Source organism: Pseudomonas sp. Lz4W (genome assembly GCF_000346225.2).
GTDB classification, from domain to species: Bacteria; Pseudomonadota; Gammaproteobacteria; order Pseudomonadales; family Pseudomonadaceae; genus Aquipseudomonas; species Aquipseudomonas paraversuta.
In genome coordinates this window covers 4,859,932-4,885,653 of the sequence record NZ_CP017432.1, presented here as the reverse complement: position 1 = coordinate 4,885,653, position 25,722 = coordinate 4,859,932, and the positions used below count along the sequence as shown (strand labels likewise).

Annotated in this window: 24 protein-coding genes, 1 tRNA gene and 1 pseudogene; 18 read left to right on the top strand and 8 right to left on the bottom strand. The window is 57.5% G+C overall.

The window, feature by feature from the left end:
* Positions 1-227: 227 nt before the first annotated feature.
* Together B195_RS22250 and B195_RS23020 are read right to left on the bottom strand one after the other, a co-directional pair.
* The gene (locus B195_RS22250) at positions 228-995 is read right to left on the bottom strand and encodes a TSUP family transporter (protein ID WP_003438205.1); all 768 of its coding nucleotides are present in this window, start codon (positions 993-995) and stop codon (positions 228-230) included.
* Between the two features lie 333 nt (positions 996-1,328).
* Positions 1,329-1,619 (bottom strand): hypothetical protein, encoded by a 291-nt coding sequence (locus tag B195_RS23020; protein WP_191985162.1) that lies wholly within the window; start codon positions 1,617-1,619, stop codon positions 1,329-1,331.
* Between the two features lie 97 nt (positions 1,620-1,716).
* Here B195_RS23020 and B195_RS22240 point away from each other — a divergent pair, with 97 nt between their 5' ends.
* Positions 1,717-2,586, top strand: coding sequence for a LysR family transcriptional regulator (locus B195_RS22240; protein WP_003438210.1), 870 nt, complete (start codon positions 1,717-1,719; stop codon positions 2,584-2,586).
* 359 nt (positions 2,587-2,945) lie between these two features.
* Positions 2,946-3,104 carry a hypothetical protein gene (locus B195_RS22950; protein ID WP_158525128.1) on the top strand — a complete coding sequence of 53 codons (159 nt, stop codon included), beginning with the start codon at positions 2,946-2,948 and terminating at the stop codon, positions 3,102-3,104.
* A gap of 257 nt (positions 3,105-3,361) precedes the next feature.
* On the opposite strand, the gene B195_RS22230 is transcribed toward B195_RS22950, so the two are convergent.
* A tRNA-Arg gene (locus tag B195_RS22230) sits at positions 3,362-3,438 on the bottom strand.
* Between the two features lie 348 nt (positions 3,439-3,786).
* Here B195_RS22230 and gabD point away from each other — a divergent pair.
* The 3 genes from gabD to B195_RS22215 all read left to right on the top strand — a co-directional run bounded on the left by gabD (position 3,787) and on the right by B195_RS22215 (position 8,051).
* Positions 3,787-5,229: an NADP-dependent succinate-semialdehyde dehydrogenase gene (gabD, locus tag B195_RS22225; protein WP_003438213.1), complete on the top strand. Its 1,443-nt coding sequence runs from the start codon at positions 3,787-3,789 to the stop codon at positions 5,227-5,229.
* A gap of 175 nt (positions 5,230-5,404) precedes the next feature.
* The gene (gabT, locus tag B195_RS22220) at positions 5,405-6,688 is read left to right on the top strand and encodes a 4-aminobutyrate--2-oxoglutarate transaminase (protein ID WP_003438216.1); all 1,284 of its coding nucleotides are present in this window, start codon (positions 5,405-5,407) and stop codon (positions 6,686-6,688) included.
* Between the two features lie 136 nt (positions 6,689-6,824).
* Positions 6,825-8,051, top strand: a complete 1,227-nt coding sequence (locus B195_RS22215; RefSeq protein WP_003438219.1) for an HDOD domain-containing protein — start codon at positions 6,825-6,827, stop codon at positions 8,049-8,051.
* 68 nt (positions 8,052-8,119) lie between these two features.
* On the opposite strand, the gene desA is transcribed toward B195_RS22215, so the two are convergent.
* The gene (gene desA, locus B195_RS22210; RefSeq protein ID WP_003438223.1) at positions 8,120-9,304 is read right to left on the bottom strand and encodes a delta-9 fatty acid desaturase DesA; all 1,185 of its coding nucleotides are present in this window, start codon (positions 9,302-9,304) and stop codon (positions 8,120-8,122) included.
* Positions 9,305-9,453: 149 nt separating this feature from the next.
* Between desA and dibA the strand changes: the two genes are divergently transcribed.
* Positions 9,454-11,376 carry a phosphodiesterase DibA gene (gene dibA, locus B195_RS22205; protein ID WP_003438225.1) on the top strand — a complete coding sequence of 641 codons (1,923 nt, stop codon included), beginning with the start codon at positions 9,454-9,456 and terminating at the stop codon, positions 11,374-11,376.
* An 8-nt stretch (positions 11,377-11,384) separates the two neighbouring features.
* Here the strand turns inward: dibA and B195_RS22200 are convergent, their stop codons facing one another.
* Complete coding sequence (locus B195_RS22200; protein ID WP_003438228.1) at positions 11,385-11,669, bottom strand: hypothetical protein; 285 nt, start codon at positions 11,667-11,669, stop codon at positions 11,385-11,387.
* Positions 11,670-11,794: 125 nt separating this feature from the next.
* On the opposite strand from B195_RS22200, the gene B195_RS22195 reads away from it, so the two are divergent.
* Positions 11,795-12,454 (top strand): glutathione S-transferase family protein, encoded by a 660-nt coding sequence (locus tag B195_RS22195; protein WP_003438231.1) that lies wholly within the window; start codon positions 11,795-11,797, stop codon positions 12,452-12,454.
* A gap of 105 nt (positions 12,455-12,559) precedes the next feature.
* On the opposite strand, the gene argH is transcribed toward B195_RS22195, so the two are convergent.
* Positions 12,560-13,954, bottom strand: a complete 1,395-nt coding sequence (argH, locus tag B195_RS22190) for an argininosuccinate lyase (protein WP_003438234.1) — start codon at positions 13,952-13,954, stop codon at positions 12,560-12,562.
* A 265-nt stretch (positions 13,955-14,219) separates the two neighbouring features.
* On the opposite strand from argH, the pseudogene B195_RS22185 reads away from it, so the two are divergent.
* From B195_RS22185 to B195_RS22150, 8 genes and pseudogenes are all read left to right on the top strand, one after another.
* A pseudogene (locus tag B195_RS22185) lies at positions 14,220-14,342 on the top strand (sensor histidine kinase); the annotation flags it as partial.
* On the top strand, positions 14,339-15,085 hold the full coding sequence (locus B195_RS22180; protein ID WP_003438237.1) for a LytTR family DNA-binding domain-containing protein: 747 nt from the start codon (positions 14,339-14,341) through the stop codon (positions 15,083-15,085). The pseudogene B195_RS22185 and the gene B195_RS22180, both read left to right, overlap by 4 nt.
* Before the next feature lie 122 nt (positions 15,086-15,207).
* Positions 15,208-16,149, top strand: a complete 942-nt coding sequence (hemC, locus tag B195_RS22175) for a hydroxymethylbilane synthase (RefSeq protein ID WP_003438240.1) — start codon at positions 15,208-15,210, stop codon at positions 16,147-16,149.
* Positions 16,146-16,913, top strand: coding sequence for a uroporphyrinogen-III synthase (locus tag B195_RS22170; protein WP_003438244.1), 768 nt, complete (start codon positions 16,146-16,148; stop codon positions 16,911-16,913). Before hemC ends, B195_RS22170 begins: the two co-directional genes overlap by 4 nt.
* Before the next feature lie 16 nt (positions 16,914-16,929).
* Positions 16,930-18,063 (top strand): uroporphyrinogen-III C-methyltransferase, encoded by a 1,134-nt coding sequence (locus B195_RS22165; RefSeq protein WP_003438247.1) that lies wholly within the window; start codon positions 16,930-16,932, stop codon positions 18,061-18,063.
* Complete coding sequence (locus B195_RS22160) at positions 18,060-19,301, top strand: heme biosynthesis protein HemY (RefSeq protein ID WP_003438249.1); 1,242 nt, start codon at positions 18,060-18,062, stop codon at positions 19,299-19,301. Before B195_RS22165 ends, B195_RS22160 begins: the two co-directional genes overlap by 4 nt.
* Positions 19,302-19,516: 215 nt before the next feature.
* Positions 19,517-20,056 (top strand): disulfide bond formation protein B, encoded by a 540-nt coding sequence (locus B195_RS22155; protein ID WP_003438252.1) that lies wholly within the window; start codon positions 19,517-19,519, stop codon positions 20,054-20,056.
* Positions 20,057-20,233: 177 nt separating this feature from the next.
* Positions 20,234-20,719 carry an Rsd/AlgQ family anti-sigma factor gene (locus B195_RS22150; protein WP_003438254.1) on the top strand — a complete coding sequence of 162 codons (486 nt, stop codon included), beginning with the start codon at positions 20,234-20,236 and terminating at the stop codon, positions 20,717-20,719.
* Positions 20,720-20,774: 55 nt separating this feature from the next.
* Here the strand turns inward: B195_RS22150 and B195_RS22145 are convergent, their stop codons facing one another.
* Positions 20,775-21,440, bottom strand: coding sequence for an FKBP-type peptidyl-prolyl cis-trans isomerase (locus tag B195_RS22145; protein WP_003438256.1), 666 nt, complete (start codon positions 21,438-21,440; stop codon positions 20,775-20,777).
* Between the two features lie 246 nt (positions 21,441-21,686).
* Between B195_RS22145 and B195_RS22140 the strand changes: the two genes are divergently transcribed.
* Positions 21,687-22,676: an AlgP family protein gene (locus B195_RS22140; RefSeq protein ID WP_003438258.1), complete on the top strand. Its 990-nt coding sequence runs from the start codon at positions 21,687-21,689 to the stop codon at positions 22,674-22,676.
* Here the strand turns inward: B195_RS22140 and B195_RS22135 are convergent.
* Positions 22,673-23,137 (bottom strand): TIGR02444 family protein, encoded by a 465-nt coding sequence (locus tag B195_RS22135; RefSeq protein ID WP_003438262.1) that lies wholly within the window; start codon positions 23,135-23,137, stop codon positions 22,673-22,675. The two genes, B195_RS22140 and B195_RS22135, sit on opposite strands and share 4 nt — an antisense overlap.
* Before the next feature lie 50 nt (positions 23,138-23,187).
* Between B195_RS22135 and B195_RS22130 the strand changes: the two genes are divergently transcribed.
* Positions 23,188-25,098: an ATP-binding cassette domain-containing protein gene (locus B195_RS22130; RefSeq protein ID WP_003438265.1), complete on the top strand. Its 1,911-nt coding sequence runs from the start codon at positions 23,188-23,190 to the stop codon at positions 25,096-25,098.
* The gene (locus B195_RS22125) at positions 25,098-25,655 is read left to right on the top strand and encodes a mechanosensitive ion channel family protein (protein ID WP_003438267.1); all 558 of its coding nucleotides are present in this window, start codon (positions 25,098-25,100) and stop codon (positions 25,653-25,655) included. Before B195_RS22130 ends, B195_RS22125 begins: the two co-directional genes overlap by 1 nt.
* The last annotated feature ends 67 nt before the right edge of the window (positions 25,656-25,722 follow it).

Below are 25,722 nucleotides of genomic sequence, written 5' to 3'. Positions count from 1 at the left end.
CGTGCAGCTTCAGCAGGACCGGGGAACGATAGGACTGAACCGTCCTGCCGGCAATGTCCGGGGCAGCCACAGCATGAGAGGAGACGGCAGGCAGAAACGACAAAGCCCGCACAGGGCGGGCTTTGTCGGGTTGCATGTGTCCGGAGGATCGATCCGAGTCATACCCCCAGCCGGTGATCAGTCGAAGCGAGTGGCTGGCCGCAGGGATTAAAGCTTGAGCTTATCCCCTACGAAAATAGAGACAAGCCCATTCTGCCTATCAAAAATATAAGCAGAATCAGGAAAAATATCCTGATAAAGCCGCTTCCGTAACGGAGTGCCAAGAAAACACCGGTGAGAGAACCTGCCATATTGCACAGAGCAACTACACCGCCGATAGTCCATAAGACGTTGCCAGACGGAACAAAAAACATAAGCGCTGCGCTAAACGTACCCAGATTAACCAGTTTTGCAGAGGCCGATGCGTTTAAAAAATCGAAGCCAAAAAATTTTACAAATATAAAAAGCAGAAGACTACCGCTGCCAGGTCCAAAGACACCATCATAGAAACCAATGAGACCACCAAAAAAAACCCCTGAGATAATCTCCTTTGATCCGCAATGTTTATTAGAAGCCACCAAGCCTAATTTTTTTTCCGTGAAAGTATAAATGGCCATGGCTATCAGGATGAAAAAAACAACAAACTCCATTAGTTTTTTTGGCACGATAGATACTGAGAAGGCACCAAGAAAGGCAAATAGAAATGCGGAAAGCATGGTGGGAAGCATTAACTTCCACATGATTTTTATTCGCTTTACATAGCTGAATATGGAAGATAAATTGCCCGCCAAAACAGCCAGTTTGTTAGTTCCGAAAACAGTAGCTAGACTTTGCTGAGGGAGGGCATGCAAAAGTGCCGGCAGTTGTACAAGCCCGCCACCACCGACTGCAGCATCTATCAAGCCGCCGCAAAAGGCAAAAAAACCTAGCGCGATCAAAGTTTGTTCAAGATCCATATAATGGATCCTTGTGCAACTTAAATTTCCAACAATAAACCATGACATTTCTCTTGGTTTGAGCTCTGCATTTTTCGAGATATACCGATTAGCCTATGGCTCATTTGAACAAAGATAATCGGTATATCCCTCTGGCTATAGAAACTGGCTCTATGAGGTCAGGGCTTGGTGCATAGCCGCAAAAGCGTTTTCTGCTCTTTCATTGTGATTGAGCATAGTTCCTTTCAGTCGACCCAACTTGAAAGTTATATCGGCCGTTCGAGCATATGCTTGTGCTGCAGCTAAAGCATGCAAGCCATGCTTGTTTTCCACTTCACCAGAATGTCCCATGACCTATCCTTTAGCGTTACGCAAACTCTGAGTGTTCGTTTTCAGAGAAGGATTGAGGGTGAGTAACTTGTCCTCTATGTATTGGGCAGTGAAGTTGTACTCTGGACCATTCCAAATCTCTGAAGCGATAGAAACCATCATCGCCTCCATGATTGAGTATTTATGCTCGGCTGAACTCAAAGCTGCCTTATGTTTTGCTACGCCGGTGTTGTACAGAAACTCTGAAAATTCGTTACATTCGCGTATTTTATATTTGTCTTCAACCCAGGCCGTGGCGCCAAACGCTGCGGTCATGTAGCCGTACATACCGTCATCTACAAATTAAACGAGTTGAATGCTTGCAACAAGTGACTTATAGTTATTCCATCATTCACTTTAAGTGAGCAATGACATGGAGTTGTCTCAGTTAGCGATGTTCAAAACAGTGGCCGATCAAGGAAGCATTATCCGCGCCTCTGAACTGTTGCACTGTGTTCCTTCAAACATCACAAACAGAATCAAGCATTTAGAAAGAGAACTCGGGGTCTCGTTATTTATAAGGAAAGGCCGGGGGCTTGTAATCAGCCCTTCCGGGCGGTTGTTTCTTGGCTACGTTAACAAGATCCTGTCTTTGAGTGAGGAATCAAAAAGAGCCCTCGATCCCGCCGCAGCGCCGTCGGGAAACTTGAAAATTGGCGCTATAGAGTCATCCGCCACAGGCAGGTTGCCCAATCTTTTATCAAAGTTCCATCAGCTCTATCCTTCTGTACAAATGCAGTTTAGTACGGGGGATTGGTCGCAATTATCAAACGATGTGGTCAGCCATGAACTGGATGGAGCAATCATCGCTGTCAGGCCTGAGCACCCGGATCTTGAAATCATTGAGATTTACAAGGAGGAGTTGGTCTTGATCGCCTCTCCGGCTGCGGGGCGGATAAATGAGCCGCAGGACTTGAGTGGCACTGATATATTCATGTGGCCTGAAGGATGCCCTTACAGGAAGGCGTTGGTAAGTTGGCTGGAGAGGCATGAAGTATCAATCCCCATAACAAGCATAGCCAGTTATGGCACAATCCTGGGGTGCGTAAGTTCCGGCGCAGGCGTGTCGTTAGTTCCGAAAGGTTTGTTTGAGCAGTTCGGGCGGTTCGGAAGTATAAGTGAATATATGTTTGAAGATTTATTGCCTGTGCAAAATTATTTCATATCGAACAAAAACGTTGAATTTCATCGTGCAAAAGATAAGTTTTCCGAGTTGCTGAAAGAAGAATTTAAACACCTGTGATAAGTAGCCTTGTTCATAGCCGTATCCGGGCAAGGTGCGGCTGATCAAGCTATATCTGATTTTCAGTTATTTTGCCTCCACTCACTGATTCAGGAGGCGGCATAAGACTGGTATGGGGGCTATTTCGAGTGGCATGGGCGGCGGGGTGTTTGCCGGTCGGCGCGCTTTTGCTGGTTGTGGTGGTTTTTTCTGGCTCCCACCTATCATCAATTGGAGCTGTTAACCAATGATCTGGTTATCCACGCGTTCAGCCAAGCGCTGAGACCGGCGGAGGTGATCAGCACGCAGGCGCGGCTTCATGCAGTGTTCGACACCCAATGGGCTGATGGAGCCATTACTCACCTATCCGGAGCAGGCCTATGACCGACATAGCCGCTGGGGATACATGGCAAGTAGATATCAGTTCAACTGAAGCAGGCCAAAGACACGATGCGCTCGGCAAATCGAGCGCTGACATCGTGACGATGTTGCCGCTCTATTCGTTCTCGGTTTTTCGCACGCGCACATTCGAGAGTTGAATCAGAAAGGTGGCTTTCGATCATTCGTGCCCAGGCTTGAGCGTCGTCGGATTTGGTTTCGAAGGTTTTGCGTTGGGCTGGATAGCCCTTGCGACGGATCTGCGCTTACCACTGAGACTCGCCGCGATTCCTGATGGTTGCCATTTCCACCATTCCCGCCACGTTCAAGTGTGGAAAATTTTTGGCAAAAACGACTTTCAGGACCAGGACAGGTTTTTGTCAGTAGCGCTATCCCCTGTAATACAAGGGAAAGAAGATGGTGCACCAGGCGGGATTCGAACCCACGACCACTGCCTTCGGAGGGCAGTACTCTATCCAGCTGAGCTACTGGTGCAATGCGGGCGCCATAATACTCATCTGTGTGGCGTCCGTCCATGCTGCTGATTCGTCAGGTGTTTCCGGACGCGTTTTGGGCTATTAATGGATGCCGGGGGAAAAATGGGTAATAGACAGCCGCTTGTTCTTTTTTTCGAACAGCCTATTGTCCTTTACCCCCATTGATCCTAGGATTCGTTTGAGATTTCAAACGCTCTTGTCTGAGTGCTGAACCGCACGGCTAAAATTTAGTGCGTTATTTAGATACTTTGGCAGTGAATGACTTCCTGACGGCAGCCTTCCATGGCGCCTTTCTACTATCAATAATTCGCTCCGCGCCTGCGCGGTGCTGTTAAGGAAAGCCAACATGCAGCTCAAAGACGCACAGTTGTTCCGCCAACAAGCCTACATCGATGGTGCTTGGGTGGATGCGGACGGTGGTCAGACGATCAAGGTCAACAACCCGGCTACCGGTGAAATCATCGGTACCGTGCCAAAAATGGGCGCAGCCGAAACCCGTCGCGCGATTGAAGCTGCCGACAAGGCCTTGCCGGCCTGGCGCGCACTGACCGCCAAAGAGCGTGCAACCAAATTGCGTCGCTGGTTTGAACTGTTGATTGAAAATCAGGATGACCTCGGTCGCCTGATGACTCTGGAGCAAGGCAAGCCACTGGCCGAAGCCAAGGGCGAAATTGTCTACGCTGCCTCGTTCATCGAGTGGTTCGCTGAAGAAGCCAAGCGCATTTATGGCGACGTGATCCCGGGTCACCAGCCGGACAAGCGCCTGATCGTGATCAAGCAGCCTATCGGTGTGACGGCTGCAATCACGCCCTGGAACTTCCCGGCCGCGATGATCACCCGTAAAGCAGGCCCGGCTTTGGCCGCTGGCTGCACCATGGTCATCAAGCCTGCTTCGCAAACCCCGTTCTCGGCCCTGGCCCTGGTTGAGCTGGCGCATCGTGCCGGCATCCCCAAAGGCGTGCTGAGCGTAGTTACCGGCAGCGCTGGCGACATCGGCGGCGAGCTGACCAGCAACCCGATCGTGCGCAAGTTGTCCTTCACCGGTTCGACCGAAATCGGTCGTCAACTGATGGCTGAATGCGCCAAGGACATCAAAAAAGTTTCGCTGGAACTGGGCGGCAACGCGCCGTTTATCGTGTTCGACGACGCGGATCTGGATAAGGCCGTCGAAGGCGCGATCATTTCCAAGTACCGCAACAACGGCCAGACCTGCGTCTGTGCCAACCGTCTGTACATTCAGGACTCGGTGTACGACGCGTTCGCCGAAAAACTGAAAGTGGCGGTGGCCAAGCTGAAGATCGGTAACGGTCTGGACGAAGGCACCACCACAGGCCCCCTGATCGACGACAAGGCCGTAGCCAAGGTCAAAGAGCACATTGCCGATGCCCTGAGCAAAGGCGCCACTCTGTTGAGCGGTGGTAACAGCCTGGAAGGCAGCTTCTTCGAGCCGACCATTCTGATCAACGTGCCGAAAAACGCAGCCGTGGCCAAGGAAGAAACCTTCGGTCCGCTGGCGCCACTGTTCCGCTTCAAAGACGAAGCCGAAGTGATCGCGATGGCCAACGACACCGAATTCGGTCTGGCGTCGTACTTCTATGCCCGTGACCTGAGCCGTGTGTTCCGTGTGGCTGAAGCCCTGGAATACGGCATGGTTGGCGTCAACACGGGGCTGATTTCCAACGAAGTCGCACCGTTCGGCGGCATCAAGGCCTCGGGCCTGGGCCGTGAAGGTTCCAAGTACGGCATCGAAGACTATCTGGAAATCAAATATCTCTGCCTGGGCATCTAACCCGGCGGGTGGTTCAGCAGGAGGGGCACGAGAGCGCTGCCCCCTCTGTGTTTCAAATCGTTAATTTCTGTGGCCGGGAGCCCCATGCCAGTCGATCATCGCATGCTGGCATTGCTGTCTCCCTGGCGCGTCAGCCTTGAACCACGCCGTTTGATTCGCGGCGAATGAGGACACTATGAGCAACAAGACCAACGCATCCCTGATGAAACGCCGTGAAGCCGCTGTCCCGCGCGGTGTTGGCCAGATTCACCCGATCTTCGCCGAGTCGGCAAAGAACGCCACGGTTACTGACGTAGAAGGCCGTGAGTTCATCGACTTCGCCGGCGGTATCGCAGTACTCAACACCGGTCACCTGCACCCGAAAATCATTGCCGCCGTGCAAGAGCAATTGACCAAGCTGACCCACACCTGCTTCCAGGTACTGGCTTACGAGCCGTACGTTGAGCTGTGCGAAAAAATCAACGCCAAGGTGCCGGGCAATTTCGACAAGAAAACCCTGCTGGTCACCACCGGTTCCGAAGCGGTCGAGAACGCCGTGAAAATTGCCCGTGCTGCCACTGGCCGTGCCGGTGTGATCGCCTTTACCGGTGCTTACCACGGCCGCACCATGATGACCCTGGGCCTGACCGGTAAAGTCGTGCCTTACTCGGCCGGCATGGGCCTGATGCCAGGCGGTATCTTCCGTGCCCTTTACCCGTGTGAACTGCACGGCATCAGCGTTGACGATTCCATCGCCAGCATCGAACGCATCTTCAAAAATGACGCTGAGCCTAAAGATATCGCTGCAATCATCATCGAGCCGGTACAGGGCGAAGGTGGTTTCTACGTGGCTCCGAAAGCGTTCATGGCCCGCCTGCGCGAACTGTGCGACAAGCACGGCATCCTGCTGATCGCGGACGAAGTGCAAACCGGTGCTGGCCGCACCGGCACTTTCTTCGCCATGGAACAAATGGGCGTTACTGCCGACCTGACCACATTCGCCAAATCCATCGCTGGCGGCTTCCCGCTGGCCGGTGTATGCGGCAAGACCGAGTACATGGACGCCATCGCTCCAGGCGGCCTGGGCGGCACCTACGCCGGTAGCCCGATTGCTTGCGCGGCTGCGCTGGCAGTGCTCGAAGTGTTTGAAGAAGAGCACCTGCTGGACCGTTGCAAGGCAGTTGGCGAGCGTCTGGTCACCGGCCTGAAGGCCATTCAGGCGAAGCACCCGGTCATCGGTGATGTCCGTGCGCTGGGCGCAATGATCGCCGTCGAGTTGTTCGAAGGCGGTGATTCGCATAAGCCAAACGCAGCCGCCGTGGCTCAAATCGTTGCCAAGGCACGTGACAAGGGTCTGATCCTGCTGTCGTGCGGCCCTTACGGCAACGTGCTGCGGGTGCTGGTGCCGCTGACCTCGCCGGACGAGCAGCTGGACAAAGGCCTGGCCATCATCGAAGAGTGCTTCGCTGAACTGGCTTGAGTCCTGACTCGCAAGTTGTGACTCGATAGACAAAAAAAACCGCTTCGGCGGTTTTTTTTGCTTTGAGCGATTCATTCGGGTGTATCCACCGGCTGCCTTTGACTAAGGTGCAGGCCTTACGCCGGGAGCTAAATGCATGACAGTTGTAGATTCAATGGCAGTACCGAGCGTACTGATTGCCGAGTCTGATCCGTGGACCCGGGATTTGCTCAAACACGTAGTACTGAGTGTGCGCTGTGATGTGCAGCTGGATGTGTGTGAAGAAGGTCGGCAGGCGTTCACCCTGTTGAGCCAGAAAACCTATGACCTGGTGATCGCCGACGCAGACCTGCCCGCAATGGGCGGTCTGGACTTGCTGCGCACAGTACGCCAGCGCCGGAGCAGTCCAGTGCGGGCGTTTATTTTGCTCAGCGATCGCAGCGACATTGCCAGTGTGCGTGAGGTCTTGCCATTGGCCCCCACGGCCTACCTGACGAAACCGCTGGATATCAGTGGGCTGACCCGGCGCTTGCAAGGTCTGTTGCTGAGTGCCGGGCAAGAAGTCTTGTGTGGGGTGCCGGGGTTGGCGCCCGGCATGACCCTGATACGCTTTTTGGCGCAGCACCGTGCAACATCCGATGGTGCGCCGCTAATGATTGATGCAGAGGCGGCAGTCAGACACAGTATCGGCCCCGTCGGACCGGATCTCGCGTTGCTTGAGCAACAAGTGCGGACCGATCCGCAAATCAGTGCCGTCTTGATTGCCGCGGCCAACAGTGCGGCCCGGCACCCTGTGAGCCCGGCGCAGACGCTGTCACAAGCGCTGCAGAGCCTGGGTCCGGGTCGAAGCATGAATCTGGTGCTGGGGCTGACCCTCAAGCAGCGTGGGCAACTGAGTGATCCTTGTCTTTCGGACTACGCCGAACAGCAGTGGGCCGTGTCGCGGCGTGCGGCCGGATATGCTTACGCGCTGGCGCGGATGCTCAATCTTGATCATCAACGCTGCTATTGCGCGGGGCTGCTGCACCGCCTGGGTGACCTGGCGGTGTTGCGCTGCTTGCAGGAGTGGCAGCTGGCCGGTGGTGCGCTCGACACCAGGGTCATTGACGAGTCACTGGCCGAATTCGGAGCAGCCTATGGCTCGGCCTTGCGCACACGCTGGCGCTTGCCGCTGGAACTGCGAGAGTTGATTGCGGCGATTTATCACTTGGGCGGAGGGGTCTATTCCCGTGAGGCGCTGGTAATGAACCTTGTGGGCCAGATGGTGAAACTGACGACTGAAGAGGAGATCAGTGAACTGGCCAACTGCAAAACGGCACGTTTGCTGAGAGTCGGCACGCCAGAGTTGTTGCGGCTGATCCAGGCGCCAGAGGGCTGCGTCTGAGTTATCGAACCCCTTGTGGGAGCTGCAACCCAGCTCCCACACAGGGACATGCGGGAGCTGTGTAGCCTTTACACCGCTGCAGGGCGCAGCGAGTAGGTTTTCAGCTGATGGGCAAACTCGCGCAGCGACTGAATTCCGCTGGCTTCTGCCTCATGTACCCATTCCTTGATCGCCGCCAGCATGTCGTGACCATTGGTGCTGGTTTTGAGCCAGATCTGTTGCAGGGCCAGACGCTTCTCGTAGATCACTTTAAGCGAGTGGCTATGCTCGAGCATGGTTTCGATACGCTGGTGATGGCGTTCTTCCAACAGGCTGGTTTCGCGCGACAGCAGGCGCTTGGCGCGGCGGAACTGGTGACGAACCGAATGATCAACCTTGGCCAGCTCTTGTTGCACCAGCGGCGCGATCACCAGCTTGCGGTACTGGGCCATGATCTGGAAACGGTTGTTGAGGATCGCCATCGCGGTGTCCATGTCCAGACTGCCCTTGCCTTCAACCCGGTGGGCGATCGGAGCAACACGCTGAACCTTGGCCAGACGCAAAAAGCTGAAGACTTTGATCCAGGCCCAGCCCAGGTCAAATTCCCACTTCTTGACCGACATCTTGGCCGAGTTGGGGTAGGTATGGTGGTTGTTGTGCAGTTCTTCGCCGCCAATGATGATGCCCCATGGCACCAGATTGGTCGCGGCATCGCGGCATTCAAAGTTGCGATAGCCCACTGCATGGCCCAGGCCGTTGACCACGCCCGCTGCCCATACCGGGATCCACATCATCTGGATGGCCCAGATTGTCAGGCCGATGGCACCGAACAGCAGCAGGTCGATGACCAGCATCAAACTGACACCCAGCATTTTGTAGCGCGAGTAAAGATTGCGCTCAATCCAGTCTTCAGGGCAGTTTTTGCCGTAAATACGCAACGTCTCGGGGTTCTGCGCCTCTTCGCGATATAGCTCTGCACCTTTTCGCAAAACGGTCGATAACCCTTTGATGACCGGGCTATGGGGGTCATCAGCGGTTTCGCACTTGGCATGGTGTTTACGGTGGATGGCTGTCCACTCGCGGGTATTTTGTGCCGTGGTCAGCCACAGCCAGAAACGGAAGAAGTGTTTCAGGCCACCGTTAAGCTCCAGGGAGCGGTGCGCTGAATAGCGGTGTAGATAAACCGTGACGCCGATAATGGTCACGTGGGTCATCAACAGGGTGACTGCAACCAGCTGCCAGGCTGACAAGTCGAGAAAACCGTTGTACCACATAGGCTGTTTGGCCCTCGGGAAGATAAAAAAAACTGCAACACGCATTATCCCCATGCAGCCAGATAAAACCAGTCGCCCTTTCAGATAAGAGTGCCTTGATGTTTCTTACTTTATAATCCCCCTTTTTTTGTAGGTACTTTGACTTTCTTATGTCGGTTTCTTATCGCGATGCCTTGCGCGCGGCCTTGTCATACGGGCTGTTATCGGTTTTATGGCTGCAAATAACTGATCATTTATTGAACAGTTATTTCGATGATTCAGCGCAGTTGGCCCATTGGCAGCTCATAAATGGTTACGTTTGGGCATTTATAAGCACCTTCCTGATTTTTATCGCCCTTGGCCGCCTGTCCGGTTTTCTGGGGCAGGGCGTCAGTTTGAAGCGTCAACGGCAGGATCAAGAGCGTCTGCGCCAAGCCGCAGTGGTGTTTGACTGTACCCGCGAAGGAGTGCTGGTAAGCGACCGCAATGGCGTGATTGTGCATGTGAATCGCGCACTGGTGGAAATCACCGGCTACCCGGCACAAGAAGTTCTGGGCCAGCGGCCCAGCATGTTCAAGTCGGGGCGCCATGGCCCCGAGTTCTATCAGGCGGTGTTCAAGTCATTGCAGGAAAACGGTGACTGGCAAGGCGAGATCTGGAACCGGCGCAAAAGTGGCGAGATCTACCCGCAGTGGCAAATCGTGCGTGCGCTCACCGATTCCAAGGGGCAAGTCACCCATTACGTCGCGGTCTTTACCGATATCTCGGCGATTAAAAAATCCCAGACCGAACTGGCGCGGCTGGCGCACCACGACCCACTGACAGAGCTGCCCAATCGACTGTTGTTCACCGATCGTACCGAACAGGCGCTGGCCTCGGCACAACGTCACGCATCGGGCTGTGCGTTGCTGATGATCGATCTCGATCATTTCAAAATCATCAATGACAGCCTCGGCCATAACGTCGGCGACCTGTTGCTCAAGGCTGTTGCCGAGCGTTTGCAGAGCGTGTTTGGCAAAGGTTTCACCGTGGCCAGACTGGGCGGTGACGAGTTTGCCGTGCTGGTCGAAAGTTGTCCCCAGGTGACTCAGGCTGCCGCACTGGCACAGCAGGTGCTGGAGCTGATGAAGGGCGCGTTCGAGATCGATAAACATCAGTTGTTTGTCAGTGCCAGTGTTGGCATCAGTGTGTTTCCCAATGATGCAGTGAACGCTGAACAACTGCTGCGCAACGCCGACTCGGCCCTGTTCAAGGCCAAAAAATCGGGCCGCGAAGGCTACGCCCTGTACACCGAAGAGTTGACCGTCCATGCGCAGTACCGGATCGAGGTGGCCAGCGATCTGCGCCGGGCCCTGGAGCAGCAAGAGCTGCGTGTGTACTACCAGCCGGTTCACGACCTGCAGAACAGTCGACTGATCGGCGTCGAAGCACTGGTGCGCTGGCAACATCCACTGCGCGGGCTGGTGGCGCCGGGGGAATTTATTCCCATTGCCGAACGTACCGGGCTGATTGCCGAAATCGACGCCTGGGTATTGGAACAGGCCTGTTGGCAGATGTGTCAGTGGCAATCTGCCGGGGTAGAGTTGTCGTTTGTCGCGGTCAATATTTCCAGCCGGTTGTTTGCCCGTCCCGAGCTGTACAACCTGGTCTCCACGGTGCTGGCCGATACCGGTCTGGACCCGGCGCTATTGGAGCTGGAAGTCACTGAAAGTGCCGTGATGGAGGACTCCCAGGGGGCCCTTGAGCAGATGCACCGTTTGCGCAAGCTGGGTTTGAGACTGGCCATCGATGATTTTGGAACGGGTTTTTCATCACTGCTGCGGCTCAAGCAATTGCCTGTGCAGAAACTCAAGATCGATCAGGGGTTTGTCGCGGGGCTGCCGGATGACAATGACGATGTGGCCATTGTCCGGGCGGTCATCGCGTTGTCGCAAAGCATGGGCCTGCAAGTACATGCCGAGGGTATCGAGCAAGCCGCGCAGGCGAAGTTCCTGCTCGACTTGAAATGTGATCTGGGCCAGGGCTACTGGTTTGGGCGCCCGATGCCTGCCAGTGAACTGGACTGGCAGCGAGCCCCCGCCATTGGGCCCTGAGCCGCCACTCAGTTTTTCTCGGGTGGCAGGGTCGGCAGTGCACGCAGGGCTGCTTCGTACCACTCGGTGTTGAAGGCGCGATCTTCTTCGAGGATCGCGTCAATCTCTACGGCCAGCACGTGGGCCATCATCTGCAGGATTTCTTCGCGTTCGTAGCCCACCAGCGTCAACTTGTTGAACGTGGCTTTGGCTGCAGGCGGGTTGTCGCTTTCGATCTGGTTTTCAATCGCCTGGATCAGTGTGGATTCGGCGAACTCTTCTTCGTCGTTATCGATATCAACTGGCTCGCTCATGGGCAGGCTCCTCAAGTAAAGGCGGGCAGTCTAACTGTATTCACGTGGCTGATGCTGCTAGCCAGTGTAGTGGCGAAGTTCTATAACAACGGCTGCCAACCCCGATACGGCCTGGAGGCTTTGTAATGATCAAGCTTTATGGATTCGCAGTCAGCAACTACTACAACATGGTCAAGCTGGCGTTGCTGGAGAAGGGCGTCCCATTCGAAGAAGTCCCGTTTTTTGCCGGACAGACCCCGCAGGCACTTGCGATCAGTCCGCGTGGCAAGGTCCCGGTGCTGGGCGTCGATCAGGGCTTCATCAACGAAACCAGTGTGATTCTTGAATACCTGGAACAGACCCAGCAGGGGGAAAAACTGCTGCCGTCCGATCCGTTTGAGCGTGCCCAGGTGTTGGCGCTGACCAAGGAAATCGAGTTGTACATCGAATTGCCGGCGCGCGCCTGTTATGGAGAAGCCTTCTTTGGCATGCAAGTGCCCGAGGCGATCAGGGACAAAGCCCGGGTCGAGTTGCTGGAGGGCATCGCTGCTCTGGGCCGACACGGCAAGTTCGCGCCTTATGTGGCAGGTGACACGCTGAGTCTGGCGGACATTTACTTTGTGTTCAGCGTCGATCTGGCCTGTGCTGTTGGCCATAAGGTGTTCGGCCTGGACCTGCTGGCTGAGCACCCGGCAGCCCGGGCACTTCTGGAGCGTCTGCAGCGCAACCCCCACGTGCAGCGGATTGTGGCCGACAAGGAAGCGGCCATGCCGCAATTTCTGGCCTGGATCAGCAGCAAGAAATAACCCTGCCGGGATTTGCAGGGCAATAAAAAACGGGCGCTCAAATGGCGCCCGTTTTTTATAACTCGCAAAACCTTGTAGCCGCTGCATGCAGCAGCGGTTATAGCGTTAGCGAGTGGCCAGCAGTGCCTTGCCACGAACAACCGCAGCCTTGACCTGTGCAGGTGCAGTGCCGCCGATGTGGTCGCGGGCATTGACCGAGCCTTCCAGGGTCAGTACGGCAAAGACGTCGTCTTCGATCTGATCGCTGAACTGGCGCAGTTCTTCGAGGCTCATTTCAGCCAGATCCTTGCCGGTCTCCACGCCGTACTTCACGGCGTGGCCGACGATTTCGTGGCAGTCGCGGAACGGCAGGCCACGGCGAACCAGATAGTCGGCCAGGTCAGTGGCGGTCGAGAAGCCGCGCAATGCCGCTTCACGCATGATCGCGTGCTTGGGCTTGATCGCAGGGATCATGTCTGCAAACGCACGCAACGAGTCGCGCAAGGTGTCAGCCGCGTCGAACAGCGGTTCCTTGTCTTCCTGGTTGTCCTTGTTGTAGGCCAGTGGCTGGCCTTTCATCAGGGTCAGCAGGCCCATCAGAGCGCCGAAGACACGGCCGCTTTTGCCACGAACCAGTTCCGGCACGTCCGGGTTTTTCTTTTGCGGCATGATCGAACTGCCGGTGCAGAAGCGGTCTGGCAGATCAATGAACTGGAACTGGGCGCTGGTCCATAGCACCAGCTCTTCGGAGAAGCGTGACAGGTGCATCATTGCAATGCTGGCCGCAGCGCAGAACTCGATGGCGAAATCGCGATCGGACACGTTGTCCAGCGAGTTACCGCCCACGGAATCAAAGCCGAGCAACTGAGCAGTGAATTCGCGGTCGATCGGGTAGGTGGTACCGGCCAGTGCCGCGCTGCCCAGCGGCATGCGGTTGGTGCGTTTGCGGCAGTCGACCAGACGTTCGTAGTCGCGGCTGAGCATCTCGAACCATGCCAGCATGTGGTGACCGAATGTCACCGGCTGGGCGGTTTGCAGGTGAGTGAAGCCGGGCATGATGGTCTCGGCTTCGCGCTCGGCCTGCTCCAGCAGACCTTTTTGCAGACGTGTGATTTCAGACAGGATCAGGTCAATCTCGTCGCGCAGCCACAAGCGGATGTCGGTGGCGACCTGATCGTTGCGGCTACGTCCGGTGTGCAGTTTCTTGCCGGTTACGCCGATGCGGTCGGTCAGACGCGCTTCGATGTTCATGTGCACGTCTTCCAGATCGATGCGCCAGTCAAAGGTGCCGGCTTCGATTTCGCTCTGGATGGTTTTCAGGCCTTCGATGATGCTGTCACGCTCGGCATCAGTCAGCACGCCGACCTTGGCCAGCATAGTGGCGTGGGCCACGGAGCCCATGATGTCGTGACGATAAAGGCGCTGGTCGAAAGTGACGGAGGCAGTGAAGCGCGCAACGAAGGCGTCGACGGGTTCACTGAAGCGGCCGCCCCAGGACTGATTGGTCTTGTCGGTGCTCATGGATTCGCTCGTAATCGGCTGAGGGGAGTTACACAGAAAGTTACTGCAGATCATAACAGGGTTGCCAATCGTGGCGTTGACCCAGGTCGGCAGGTTTCAGGGGAAGTAAGGTATAAACAAATACCGGAACGAAATGTATTGATTGAGTACTTTCGTCTTGGCAACCGTCTACAGTTGCTCGTATGGATGAGTCATTGCATGTCTTTGTAGAATGCCAGGCGCATCCGGTATTAAATCGAGCAACAGATGCAGGTGATTTTTTGCTGCGAGGTTTGCGGCACTTTTTGGCCTTTTCGCTAGTCTTAGCGTGGATCGCCGTGACAGCCGTCACATCACCTGTCTACGCTATCCTTGTGCGAGACTCACGCAGGAATACAGCGCTATATGAATGTCCTGATCGTTGATGACGAACCTCTGGCCCGCGAGCACTTGAGCGATGTGCTCCGTACGCTCGGGGGTTACACGTTGCTGGAGCCTGGCGCCTCTCATGGCGAAGAGGCATTGAGCCTGATCGAAAACCTCAAGCCGGATGTCGTGTTACTTGATATCCGCCTGCCGGGGCTCGATGGGCTGCAGGTTGCAGCCAAATTATGTGAGCGCGAATTACCGCCCTCGGTTGTTTTTTCCGTGGCCCCTGACGAATTTTCCCTGCAGGCCCTGCAAGAGAGCGGTGTCAGCTACGTGCTCAAGCCGGCAACCGCCGAAGCCCTGGGTGCTGCATTGAAAGAGGCGCACCGGCCCAACCGCGTTCAACTGGCGGCCCTCACCCGTCCTGCCGCGCAAACCGGCAGTGGCCCACGCAGTCACATCAGTGCCAGAACCCGTAAAGGGATTGAGCTGATTCCTATCGACCAGGTGATTTACTTTATTGCTGACCATAAATACGTGACCTTGCGCCACGAAGGCGGCGAAGTCCTGCTCGACGAACCACTCAAAGCCCTTGAGGACGAGTTTGGTCAGCGCTTCGTACGGATCCACCGTAATGCGTTGGTCGCCCGTGACCGGATCGAGCGTCTGCAGCGAACGCCGCTGGGGCACTTCCAGCTGTTTCTCAGGGGCTTGAATGGCGATGCGCTGATTGTCAGCCGCCGGCATGTCGCGGGTGTTCGCAAAATGATGCAGCAACTCTAACCCGCGCCAACAGGCGCGGGGCCGGGTTTTGGGCCAGGGAGGCCGGGTACTTCTGATACAAGTCAAAGCTGTTTTGGCTGAGCTGTTATTATCAGCCGTATCTTTTCAGTACGGATTGATCCATGTCCTCTCGCGAAATCCGCATCGCTACCCGTAAAAGCGCCCTGGCTCTGTGGCAGGCCGAATACGTCAAAGCCCGTTTGGAGCAGGCTCACCCGGCTCTTGTGGTGACGCTGGTGCCCATGGTCAGCCGTGGCGACAAGCTGCTGGACTCGCCACTGTCGAAAATCGGCGGCAAGGGTCTGTTCGTCAAGGAGCTTGAAACGGCTTTGCTCGAAAACGAAGCCGACATCGCAGTGCACTCGATGAAAGACGTGCCCATGGACTTCCCTGAAGGTCTGGGCCTGTTTTGCATTTGTGAGCGCGAAGACCCGCGCGATGCCTTTGTCTCCAATACCTTCGCCAGCCTCGACGATTTGCCCCAGGGCAGTGTTGTCGGCACCTCGAGCCTGCGCCGCCAGGCCCAGCTTTTAACCCGTCGCCCCGACCTCGAAATCCGCTTCCTGCGCGGTAACGTCAATACCCGTCTGGCCAAGCTGGATGCGGGTGAATATGACGCCATCATCCTTGCTGCTGCGGGCCTGATTCGTTTGGGCTTTGAAGATCGCATCACTTCGCCAATCAGCATTGAGCACAGTCTGCCGGCAGGTGGGCAGGGCGCGGTCGGTATTGAGTGCCGCAGCAGCGACCCTGAAATTCACGCCTTGCTGGCGCCGCTGCACCATGCCGACACGGCTGTGCGGGTCACTGCCGAGCGCTCGCTGAACAAGCATTTGAACGGTGGCTGTCAGGTCCCGATTGCGTGCTATGCGGTGCTCGAAGGTGAGCAAGTCTGGCTTCGGGGTCTGGTGGGCGACCCTGGCGGAGGACTGCTCCTGAGCGCCGAGGCGCGTGGCCCGCAAAGTGCCGCTACGGAGCTTGGGGTACAGGTGGCTGAAGATCTGCTGGCTCAAGGAGCGGGTGCCATTCTGCAGGCGGTCTACGGTGAGGCAGGGCACGAGTGACAGGCTGGCGCTTGTTACTGACCCGGCCCGCTGACGAGTCGGCGGTTTTGGCGAGCGAGCTGGCCGCCGCCGGGGTTTTCAGCAGCAGCTTGCCCTTGCTGGCAATCCATCCGCTGGCGCTGACTGATGAGCAGTTGGAGCTGATTGCCAATATTGACCGCTATTGCGCGGTGATTGTGGTCAGCAAGCCGGCGGCCCGCCTTGGCGTTGCGCTGGTCAAGCAGTACTGGCGGCAAGCGCCCGCTCAAAAGTGGTTCAGCGTCGGTGCCGCCACGGCGCAGATTCTCACCGACCACGGCCTTGATGTTAGCTACCCTCAAAGCGGTGACGACAGCGAAGCCCTGTTGGCGCTGCCGGTGTTTATCCAGGCAGTCGGGTGTGCTGATCCCAGGGTTCTTATCCTGCGTGGCGAGGGCGGCAGAGAGCTGCTGGCTGACCGCCTTCGAGGTCTGGGTGCCCGGGTCGACTACCTTGAACTTTACCGTCGAGAGTTGCCGTCATACCCGGCGCAGGTACTGCCCGAGCGGGTCAAAGTGGAACGCCTGAACGGTCTGGTGGTCAGCAGTGGGCAGGGCTTTGAACATTTACACCGCTTGTCGGGCCTTGCCTGGCCCGGGTTGGCACGTTTACCGTTGTTTGTTCCAAGCCCTCGGGTTGCCGAGATAGCGCGCAGCGCAGGGGCGAAAAACGTTGTGGATTGTCGTGGCGCAAGTGCCACGGCTTTGCTGGCGGCGCTACGGGAGCATCCCGTACCCGCTTTCTAATGCAAAGGATGGATACGTGAGCGATAGCGATACAGTCGTGCCAAAAGAACACGTGCAGCCGGCGCCGGAAGCGTTGGCTCAAAAGCCTGTTACGACGCCGGAGCGTCGGGGCAATGGCCTGGCCGTGGTTGCACTGCTGCTGGGTGCCGCCGGTGTGGCTGTCGGCGGTTGGGGGGTGTGGCAGGTGCGTCACCTGCAAACCAACACCGAACAACAACTGGGCGAAGTCCAGGCCCTGGCGGCACAAACACTGTCGATCAAGCAAACCGAGCAAGTCCTGCTGACGCGTCTTAACCAGCTGCCATCCGCCAGCGAGCTGGATAACCAACGCCAGTTGGTCGTGCAGTTGCAAGGCGATCAACAGCGCCTCAATCAGCGCCTGGAGACGGTACTGGGCGCCAGCCGCAAGGATTGGCGTCTGGCCGAGGCCGAGCACTTGCTGCGCCTGGCCAGCCTGCGCTTGTCGGCATTGCAGGACATCAGCAGCGCACAGGCACTGGTGCAGGGCGCCGATGACATTCTTCGCGAGCAGAATGACCCCGGCTCTTTCGCCGCACGTGAACAGCTGGCCAAAAGCTTGACCGCATTGCGCAGCGTTGAGCAGCCGGACCGTACCGGGCTGTTCCTGAAGCTGGGCGCCTTGCGCGATCAGGTGGCAGACCTCAATGCATTGGCTCCGCAATACAAGGATGCTGGCGACTCGCTGCTGGGCCTTACGGCCGATGGCGATGGTGCGAGCCGCTGGGCGCAATGGTGGGATGAAATCTCGCACTACATCCGCATTGATTTCAACGCCGATAAAAATGTGCGGCCGCTGCTGGCAGGTCAGAGCCTGACGCAGGTGCGCCTGGCCCTGAGTCTGGCGCTGGAACAGGCCCAGTGGGCCGCCCTGAACGGCCAGGAAGCGGTCTACGCCCAGGCTTTGGCGCAAGCGCAAGAAGTGCTCAAGGGCAACTTCAATCCGGACAATACGCAAAGCAAAAAAATCCTTGAACAGGTGATTGAGCTGAGCAAGCAACCGGTCACGGTGAAAACCCCGGATCTTGCTGGCACCTTGAGTGCGGTACAGGCCTATCTTGAGCGTCGCAACGTGAATGCTGATGAGCCGGGCAAGGCGGCTGCCAACCCGGCGCAGGAGACCAGCCCATGAGACGCTTTTATGTGATTGTGTTTTTGTTGATTGCAGCTGCGGCCTGCATCGGCCTGGCAATCGCCGAAGACTCGGGCTACGTATTAATCGCCTACAAAAGCTTCCGTTACGAATCCAGCCTATGGGCCACTTTGGCGCTGTTGGTGGTGCTCTGGTTGCTGGTCTGGGGCATCAAGCTGCTGGTCGAGCTGGTCACGGCGTCGACCGGTCTGGTCAATCCGTGGTCGCGGCGCAACCGCAGCCGGCGCACGCAGATTGCCATCGAGAATGGGCAAATTGACCTCGCTGAAGGGCGCTGGGCCAGTGCCCAGAAACACCTGACACGCGCCGCCGAAGCCGAGCGCCAGCCTTTGCTGTACTACCTGGGGGCGGCACGGGCAGCCAGCGAGCTGGGGCACTACGAAGAGAGCGACAACTTGCTTGAGCGTGCTCTGGAGCGTCAACCCCAGGCCGAACTGGCGATAGCGCTGAGTCATGCCCAGTTGCAGATGGATCGCGCTGACACCCAAGGTGCGTTGACCACCTTGCAGGCCATGCATGAGCGCCATCCGCACAATGCTCAGGTATTGCGTCAGTTGCAGCGCCTGTATCAACAGCGTGGTGACTGGACGGCACTGATCCGGTTACTGCCCGAGTTACGCAAAGACAAGGTGCTGCCGGCCAGTGAGCTGGCGGAACTGGAGCGTCGTGCCTGGGGCAAGAATCTCAGCTTCGCGGCTCAGCGCGAAACCGAAGGCGAAGCAGGGCTGCAATCGCTTCAGCGCGCCTGGCAACAACTCACTTCAGCCCAGCGCCAGGAGCCCGCTCTGGTGCTGGCATACGCTGAGCAATTGCGCCGTCTGGGTGCGCAAGCCGAGGCAGAGGAAGTCCTGCGTGGAGCGCTCAAGCGCAACTACGACAGCCATCTGGTGCGCCTCTATGGCCTGCTGCGGGGCAGCGATCCAGTGAAGCAGTTGCAGACTGCAGAAGGCTGGCTCAAGACGCATCCCGGCGACGCCAGTTTACTGCTCACCCTGGGTCGTTTATGTCTGCAAAACAGTCTGTGGGGCAAGGCGCGGGACTATCTTGAAAGCAGCCTGAAAATCGAGCGCAACCCTGAAGCCTGTGCCGAGCTGGCGCGACTGTTGGCGCAATTGGGCGACACGACACGCAGCAACCAGTTGTTTCAGGAAGGTTTGAATCTGCTGGATGAGCGTTTGCTGGCGCTGCCTTTGCCGGCTACGGCCACCAGCCTGTAAATGGCGCAGTCCGGCTTGCGCATGGGCGCAAGCCGGACGTTGCAGGTCAGATAGCGCGACACTGGCTGACATGTCTTACGAAGCCCATTCGTAAGGATTACCTGATCTATTGGCAATTGCGTACGTTCTTTCGGACAGTTCCTAGCGGGCGACCTTGAAAGGGCTGATGGCTTTCATCTACCGTAATCGACTGTCTATTTTGTTACGGAAAAGCCATGTCCCTGGCATGCTCACGGTTCATTTTTCTTTTAGTGTTTCTGGCCGCGGCTTTGACCATGGGCGCTTCATTGTTCCTGGAATACGGGGTGGGGCTCGAGCCCTGCCTGTTATGCCAGGCGCAACGCGGCTTTTTGCTGGGGATATGCCTGGTCAACCTGATGGGCTATGTGCATGGCCCGCGTCGTGCGGGCATGTGGGTCTATTCCATTGCGTCCATGCTGCTGGCCCTGGGTGGCGCTGCGAGCGCACTGAGGCAGGTGCTGATGCAACGTCTGGCGCCCGAACAGCTGATGTTTTGCCAACCCGATCTGGCCAGTATCTGGCGCGACCTGTCCCTGAATGAAATTTTCTCGATGATCTATCGGGGAAACGATGTATGCGCACACATTAGCTGGACCGTGCTTGACCTGAGCATTCCCGAGCTAAGCCTGCTGGCCTTTGTCGGCTTGAGTATCGCTGGCGGCTTTCAGGTCGTCAGCTCGATTTACTATCGCAAACCCCGTGCGCCTGCGACCCGGAGTAGCAGTAAGTATTAAACGCTTGTATGAACATTCTCTCGTGGGTACCTTGAAGCAGTTGCCGTGCAGGCATAATCTGGCCCGCACGCATTATTGGAATTATGCCGCCCAATACCGGTGCGCTTTGCACATTTGGGTTCAGACAGGCCTGGCTACAGTCAGGCGGCGTGGGCCCACAAGGGAAGAGAGACCGTCATGCTAGAAAGATGTCAGAGTGCTCAGGAACGTTTTAATGGCGTCCACAAGCTAATTGATAACTGGTTGCATGAGCGCCGCGAACTTGTGAAGGCTTACGATGCCGTCGATGTAGAGCAAAGGTCTTCCAATCCCAAGCGTAAAACCCAAAAGGAGTTTTGCCAGGTATTGGTAGATTACGTTTCGGCAGGCCATTTCGAAATTTATGAGCAGCTGAACGACGAAGCCAAAGCGTTCGAAGACGATAAAGGCCTTGAAGTCGCCAGTACCATTTACCCAAGACTTGAAGCCATTACACAAGCCGCGCTGGATTTTAACGACCAATGCGATGGCAAGGACCACCGTCCGGACTGCGAAAAACTGGCGGCGAAATTCCAGGTGCTTGGAGAGCTGCTACATGAGCGGTTTGAACTCGAAGACTGTCTGATTGAAGTGCTGCACAACGCGCACAAGCAAAAAGAAGAAGTTCAAGCCATCGAGGCTTAGGTGGGGCTGGGTTGAAAATGGTGCGCATGGCGCGCCATTTTTCGTTATGGGCCGCTCACTTTCTGATATCGAGCAACTCGACTTCAAATACCAGGGGCGTGTAGGGCGCGATCAGATCTCCCGCACCCTCTGTGCCGTAAGCCTGGCTCGAAGGTATTGCCAGCCGCCACTTGGCGCCGACCGGCATCTGCACCAGCGCACTGCGCCAGCCCGCGATAACGCTGTCCAGGCGAAACCACTGAGGCTGAGTGCTCTGGTCGAATATGGTGCCGTCCGGTAGCCGCCCTACATAGTTCACCAACACCGAATCCTGTACGCCGGGTCTGGCTCCTGTGCCGTGCTTGAGCTCGGTGAGGATGATGCCGTCAGCCAGCTCCCGTGCCTGTGGTTGCTGTTTTTCCTTCAACAAAAAGTCACGCTCGGCGCCGAGTGCCATTTCACTCTGCGGGCGGGCTGACGCGGTTTCGGCCTGGGCCTGATGCAGGGTGAGGATCTGCTCGATGCGCTCATCACTCAAGGCCAGCGGTTTGCCCTGGTAAGCCGTACGCAGACCTTCGATCAACGCCTGCAGTTGCAGTTCGGGGACTTCCTGACGCAGACGCTCACCCAGGCTTGCGCCCATGCTGTAAGCGAGGTCATGGGCAGCATCGGAGCCTGGCGTTGTGGCCGCATGGGTCAAAGGGGCAAGGCACAACAACGTCAAGAATAGGTAACGCGGCATGGGCACTCTCCGGCCTGAAGTGCGGGGGATTATGCCAGCGCCGACGCGCGCACTCCGGATTTTATTCGGGGTTTAAAAACGTTTGGCCACCCGACAGAATTACTCGGGGCGCAGCTTAAAGATTGATCTGGCACAAGTTTCTCAGTGCCATGCAACCCACAGCTATCGTTAGTGTCAACATGCCCTAGCGGCGCTTACTACAGAGGTCTAGTATGAGCCGCACTCACTTCAGCCAGGAGGTAAACCATGTCGGCCAACAAGAAGCCTGTTAATACGCCGTTGCACCTGCTCCAACAGCTCTCAGGCAGTCTGCTTGAGCATTTGGAAAACGCTTGTTCTCAAGCGTTGGCTGATGCTGAGAAACTGCTCGCCAAGCTTGAAAAACAGCGCGGCAAAGCTCAGGAAAAACTGCACAAGGCGCGTGAAAAACTGCAGGACGCTGCTAACGCAGGCAAGTCCAAGGCGCAGTCCAAAGCCAAGGCTGGGGTTAAAGAGCTCGAGCATCTGCTCGATACACTCAAGGACCGTCAGACCGAAACCCGCACCTACATCCTGCAGCTCAAAAGCGATGCCCAGGAAAGCCTGAAACTGGCCCAGGGCATTGGCCGGGTCAAAGAGGCAGTAAGCAAAGCCCTGTCGACTCGCGATGCCAAGCCTGCAGCGTCGAGCAAAAAATCGGCAGCAAAAGCCTCCGCTAAATCCTCCGCGAAGGCTCCGGTCAAAGCAGCCGCCAAACCAGCCACCAAAGCGCCTGCACAAAAGCCCGCAGTGAAACCTGCGGCCAGGCCGGTAGCAGCCAAAGCCCCTGCCGCCAAGCCAGCAGCCGCTAAAACAGCTGCTGCAAAACCTGCGGCCAAGCCGGCAGCGACCAAAGCGGTTGCGGCCAAAGCACCGGCTAAAGCCCCTGCCAAAGTCGCGGCCAAACCTGCGGCCAAAACCGCTGCCGCCAAGCCTGCGGCCAAACCAGCAGCCAAGCCTGCCGTAGCGGCCAAGCCCGCCGCCAAACCTGCTGCCGCCAAGCCTGCCGCAGCCGCCAAAGCGCCGGCCAAGCCTGTGGTTAAACCAGCCGCCAAGGCACCAGCCAAACCGGCTGTTAAAAAGCCTGTGGCAGCCAAGCCGGCCGCCACTGCTGCCAAACCGGCTACAACCCCCGCTGCGGCACCAGTGGCCACTGCGCCGGCGCCAACTCCGGCACCTGCAGCAACCCCGGCTACAACCCCCTCCAGCGCTTCCTAAGCGCGGTTGATTGCGGCGCGCAGCCTGTGCAGCGCGTCGCAATCAGGATGGCTGGCACTGCTCGCCATCTTGTTCAACCAGTCGCAATTGTCCCCGGACCGGGTTGACGACCAGCATTGTGTTGCCGCCTCCAGGCGTTGCAACAACGTACGCTCAGCCTCCAGTTCCAAAGCCTTGACTTGCATGCGTAGCGCGCTCAGCGAATCATCCTGTGCGGCCGCATCGCGCCACCGGATCCGCAGCTGGCGTAACGGTTGCACCACTTCGCGTTGCCATGGCCCGGCGCAGACTTTTAAATGTTCAAGGCGCGCTTCGCTGCAAGCCACCCCGCGCTCTTGCAACCAGGCCGCACAGAGCAACAGGCACACATCCAGGCCCTGCGCTTGCAGGCTCAGACACGCTTGCTCTACCCCGGGCCGGGCATAGAGGTTCAAACAGTAATTCCACAGGTCATTCTGCATAGTGCAATTCGCGCCAGTTGAGAGGGAAGCTGGTAGACTCCGCCGCCATTATGATCCGACTTCAGAACCTGACTTTACAGCGTGGCCCGCAACGTCTGCTAGAAGACGCCGAGCTGACCCTGCACGCCGGCCACAAAGCCGGTCTGGTCGGCGCCAACGGCGCCGGTAAATCCACTTTGTTCGCCTTGTTGCTGGGTGAGTTGACGCCTGATTCCGGGGATTGTCTGCTGCCGGCCGACTGGCGGATTGCCCACATGCGGCAAGAAATCGACACCCTCGACCGCATCGCGATCGATTACGTGCTCGATGGCGACTTGCGCCTGCGCCAGGTGCAGGCCGATCTGGCCAAGGCCGAAGCCGACGAGGATGGCGCCGCACAGGCGCGCCTGCATGCCGAGCTGGACAGCGCGGACGGCTACACCGCCGATGCCCGCGCCCGCAAAATGCTCGCCGGGCTGGGCTTCACCAACGAACAGATGGATCGGCCGGTAGCCGATTTCTCCGGTGGCTGGCGGATGCGCCTGAACCTGGCGCAGGCCTTGATGTGCCCGTCCGACTTGTTGCTGCTCGATGAGCCGACCAACCACTTGGACCTCGACGCCATCCTGTGGCTCGAAGACTTCCTCAAGAATTATCCGGGCACCTTGCTGCTGATCTCCCACGATCGGGACTTCCTCGATGCCGTGGTCGACAACATCGCCCACGTTGACCAGCGCAAAATCACCCTTTACCGCGGTGGTTACAGCGCCTTCGAACGCGCCCGTGCCGAGCGTCTGGCCCAGCAGCAACAGGCCTACGAGAAGCAGCAGGCGCAACGTGCGCACATGGAAAGCTACATTGCCCGCTTCAAGGCCCAGGCCACCAAGGCACGTCAGGCCCAGAGCCGGATCAAAGCCCTGGAACGCATGGAAGAGCTGAGCGCGGCCCATGTCGACTCGCCGTTCGATTTCGTGTTCCGCGAGGCGGTCAAACTGTCCAGCCCGCTGCTGGATTTGTCCGATGCCCGTTTGGGCTATGGCGACAAAACCATCCTGGAGAAGGTCAAGCTGCAGTTGGTCCCGGGCGCCCGTATCGGTTTGCTCGGCCCCAACGGCGCCGGTAAATCGACCTTGATCAAAAACCTCGCAGGCGAGCTGGAGCCGTTGTCGGGCCGTCTGGCCCGAGGCGAGAACCTGGTTGTCGGCTATTTTGCCCAGCATCAGCTCGACTCGCTGGACTCAAAAGCCAGCCCGTTGTTGCACATGCAGCGTCTGGCGCCGGCCGAGCGCGAGCAAACCCTGCGCGACTTCCTGGGCGGTTTTGACTTCCGTGGTGCGCGCATCGACGAGCCGGTACTGAATTTTTCGGGCGGCGAAAAAGCCCGTCTGGCCCTCGCGCTGATCGCCTGGGGCCGGCCGAACCTGCTGCTGCTCGACGAACCCACCAACCACCTTGACCTCGAAATGCGTCTGGCGCTGACCATGGCTCTGCAAGAGTTCAGCGGTGCGGTACTGGTGGTGTCCCACGATCGGCATTTGCTCAAAAGCACCACGGATGAGTTCCTGCTGGTGGCAGACGGCAAGGTGCAGGAATTCGACGGCGACCTCGAAGACTACGCCCGCTGGCTGGCTGATTATCGCTTGCGCAACGCGCCGGCCAGCAACACGCCGGTCAATCCTGACAAGACCGATAAAAAGGCTCAGCGTCAGGCTGCTGCAGCGCTGCGTCAGCAGTTGGCACCGCACAAGCGCGAAGCTGACAAGCTTGAAAGCGAACTGGGCAAGGTCAATGAAAAACTGGCCAAAATTGAAGCCAGTCTGGGCGACAGCGGCGTCTACGAAGCCGCGCGCAAAGACGAATTGCGCGAGTTGCTGGCCGATCAGGCCAAGCTCAAACAGCTGGAAGGTCAGCTCGAAGAGCGCTGGATGGAAGCCCTGGAGCTGCTGGAAACCCTGCAGGCCGAGCTGGAAGCCCTGTCCTGATGGAAGCCCTGCATTTGCCAGTCCCCGCCGAGCTGATAGCCCCGCTGTGGCTTGCCCTGCAGATCTTGCTGATCCTGCTGGCGGGGTACTTCTCGCAGCGCATCGTGGCCCGGTTCCTGACCCGACTGAGCGAGCGTTATCCGTTCCCGCCGCAGCTGCTGATGCCGCTGCGGGGCGGCTTGCGCTGGTTCATCATGGGCAGTGCCTTGATCTTCGTTCTCGAGCGCCTCGGCGTTTCGGCCACGGTGCTGTGGACGGCCCTCTCGGGTTTTGTCGCGGTTGCGGCGATTGCCTTCTTCGCCATGTGGAGCGTGCTGTCCAACCTGCTGTGTGCGGTGTTGATCTTCACCGTGGGCCCGTTTCGGATTGGCGACGTGGTGGAACTGCTCGACACCCTGGACAAGCCAGGGGTCAAAGGCCGGGTCGTGGCCATCAACCTGCTCTACACCACCCTGATCGAGCCTGCAGAATCCGGCAGTGGCAGCAGCATGGTGCAAGTGCCCAACAGCCTGTTCTTCCAGCGCTCTGTACGGCGCTGGCGCGAAGGCGATCTTTGACCCTGCCCGATGTGGGAGCTGGCTTGCCAGCGATAGCACCCTGCAGCAGCCCGGTCAGACCGTGTCG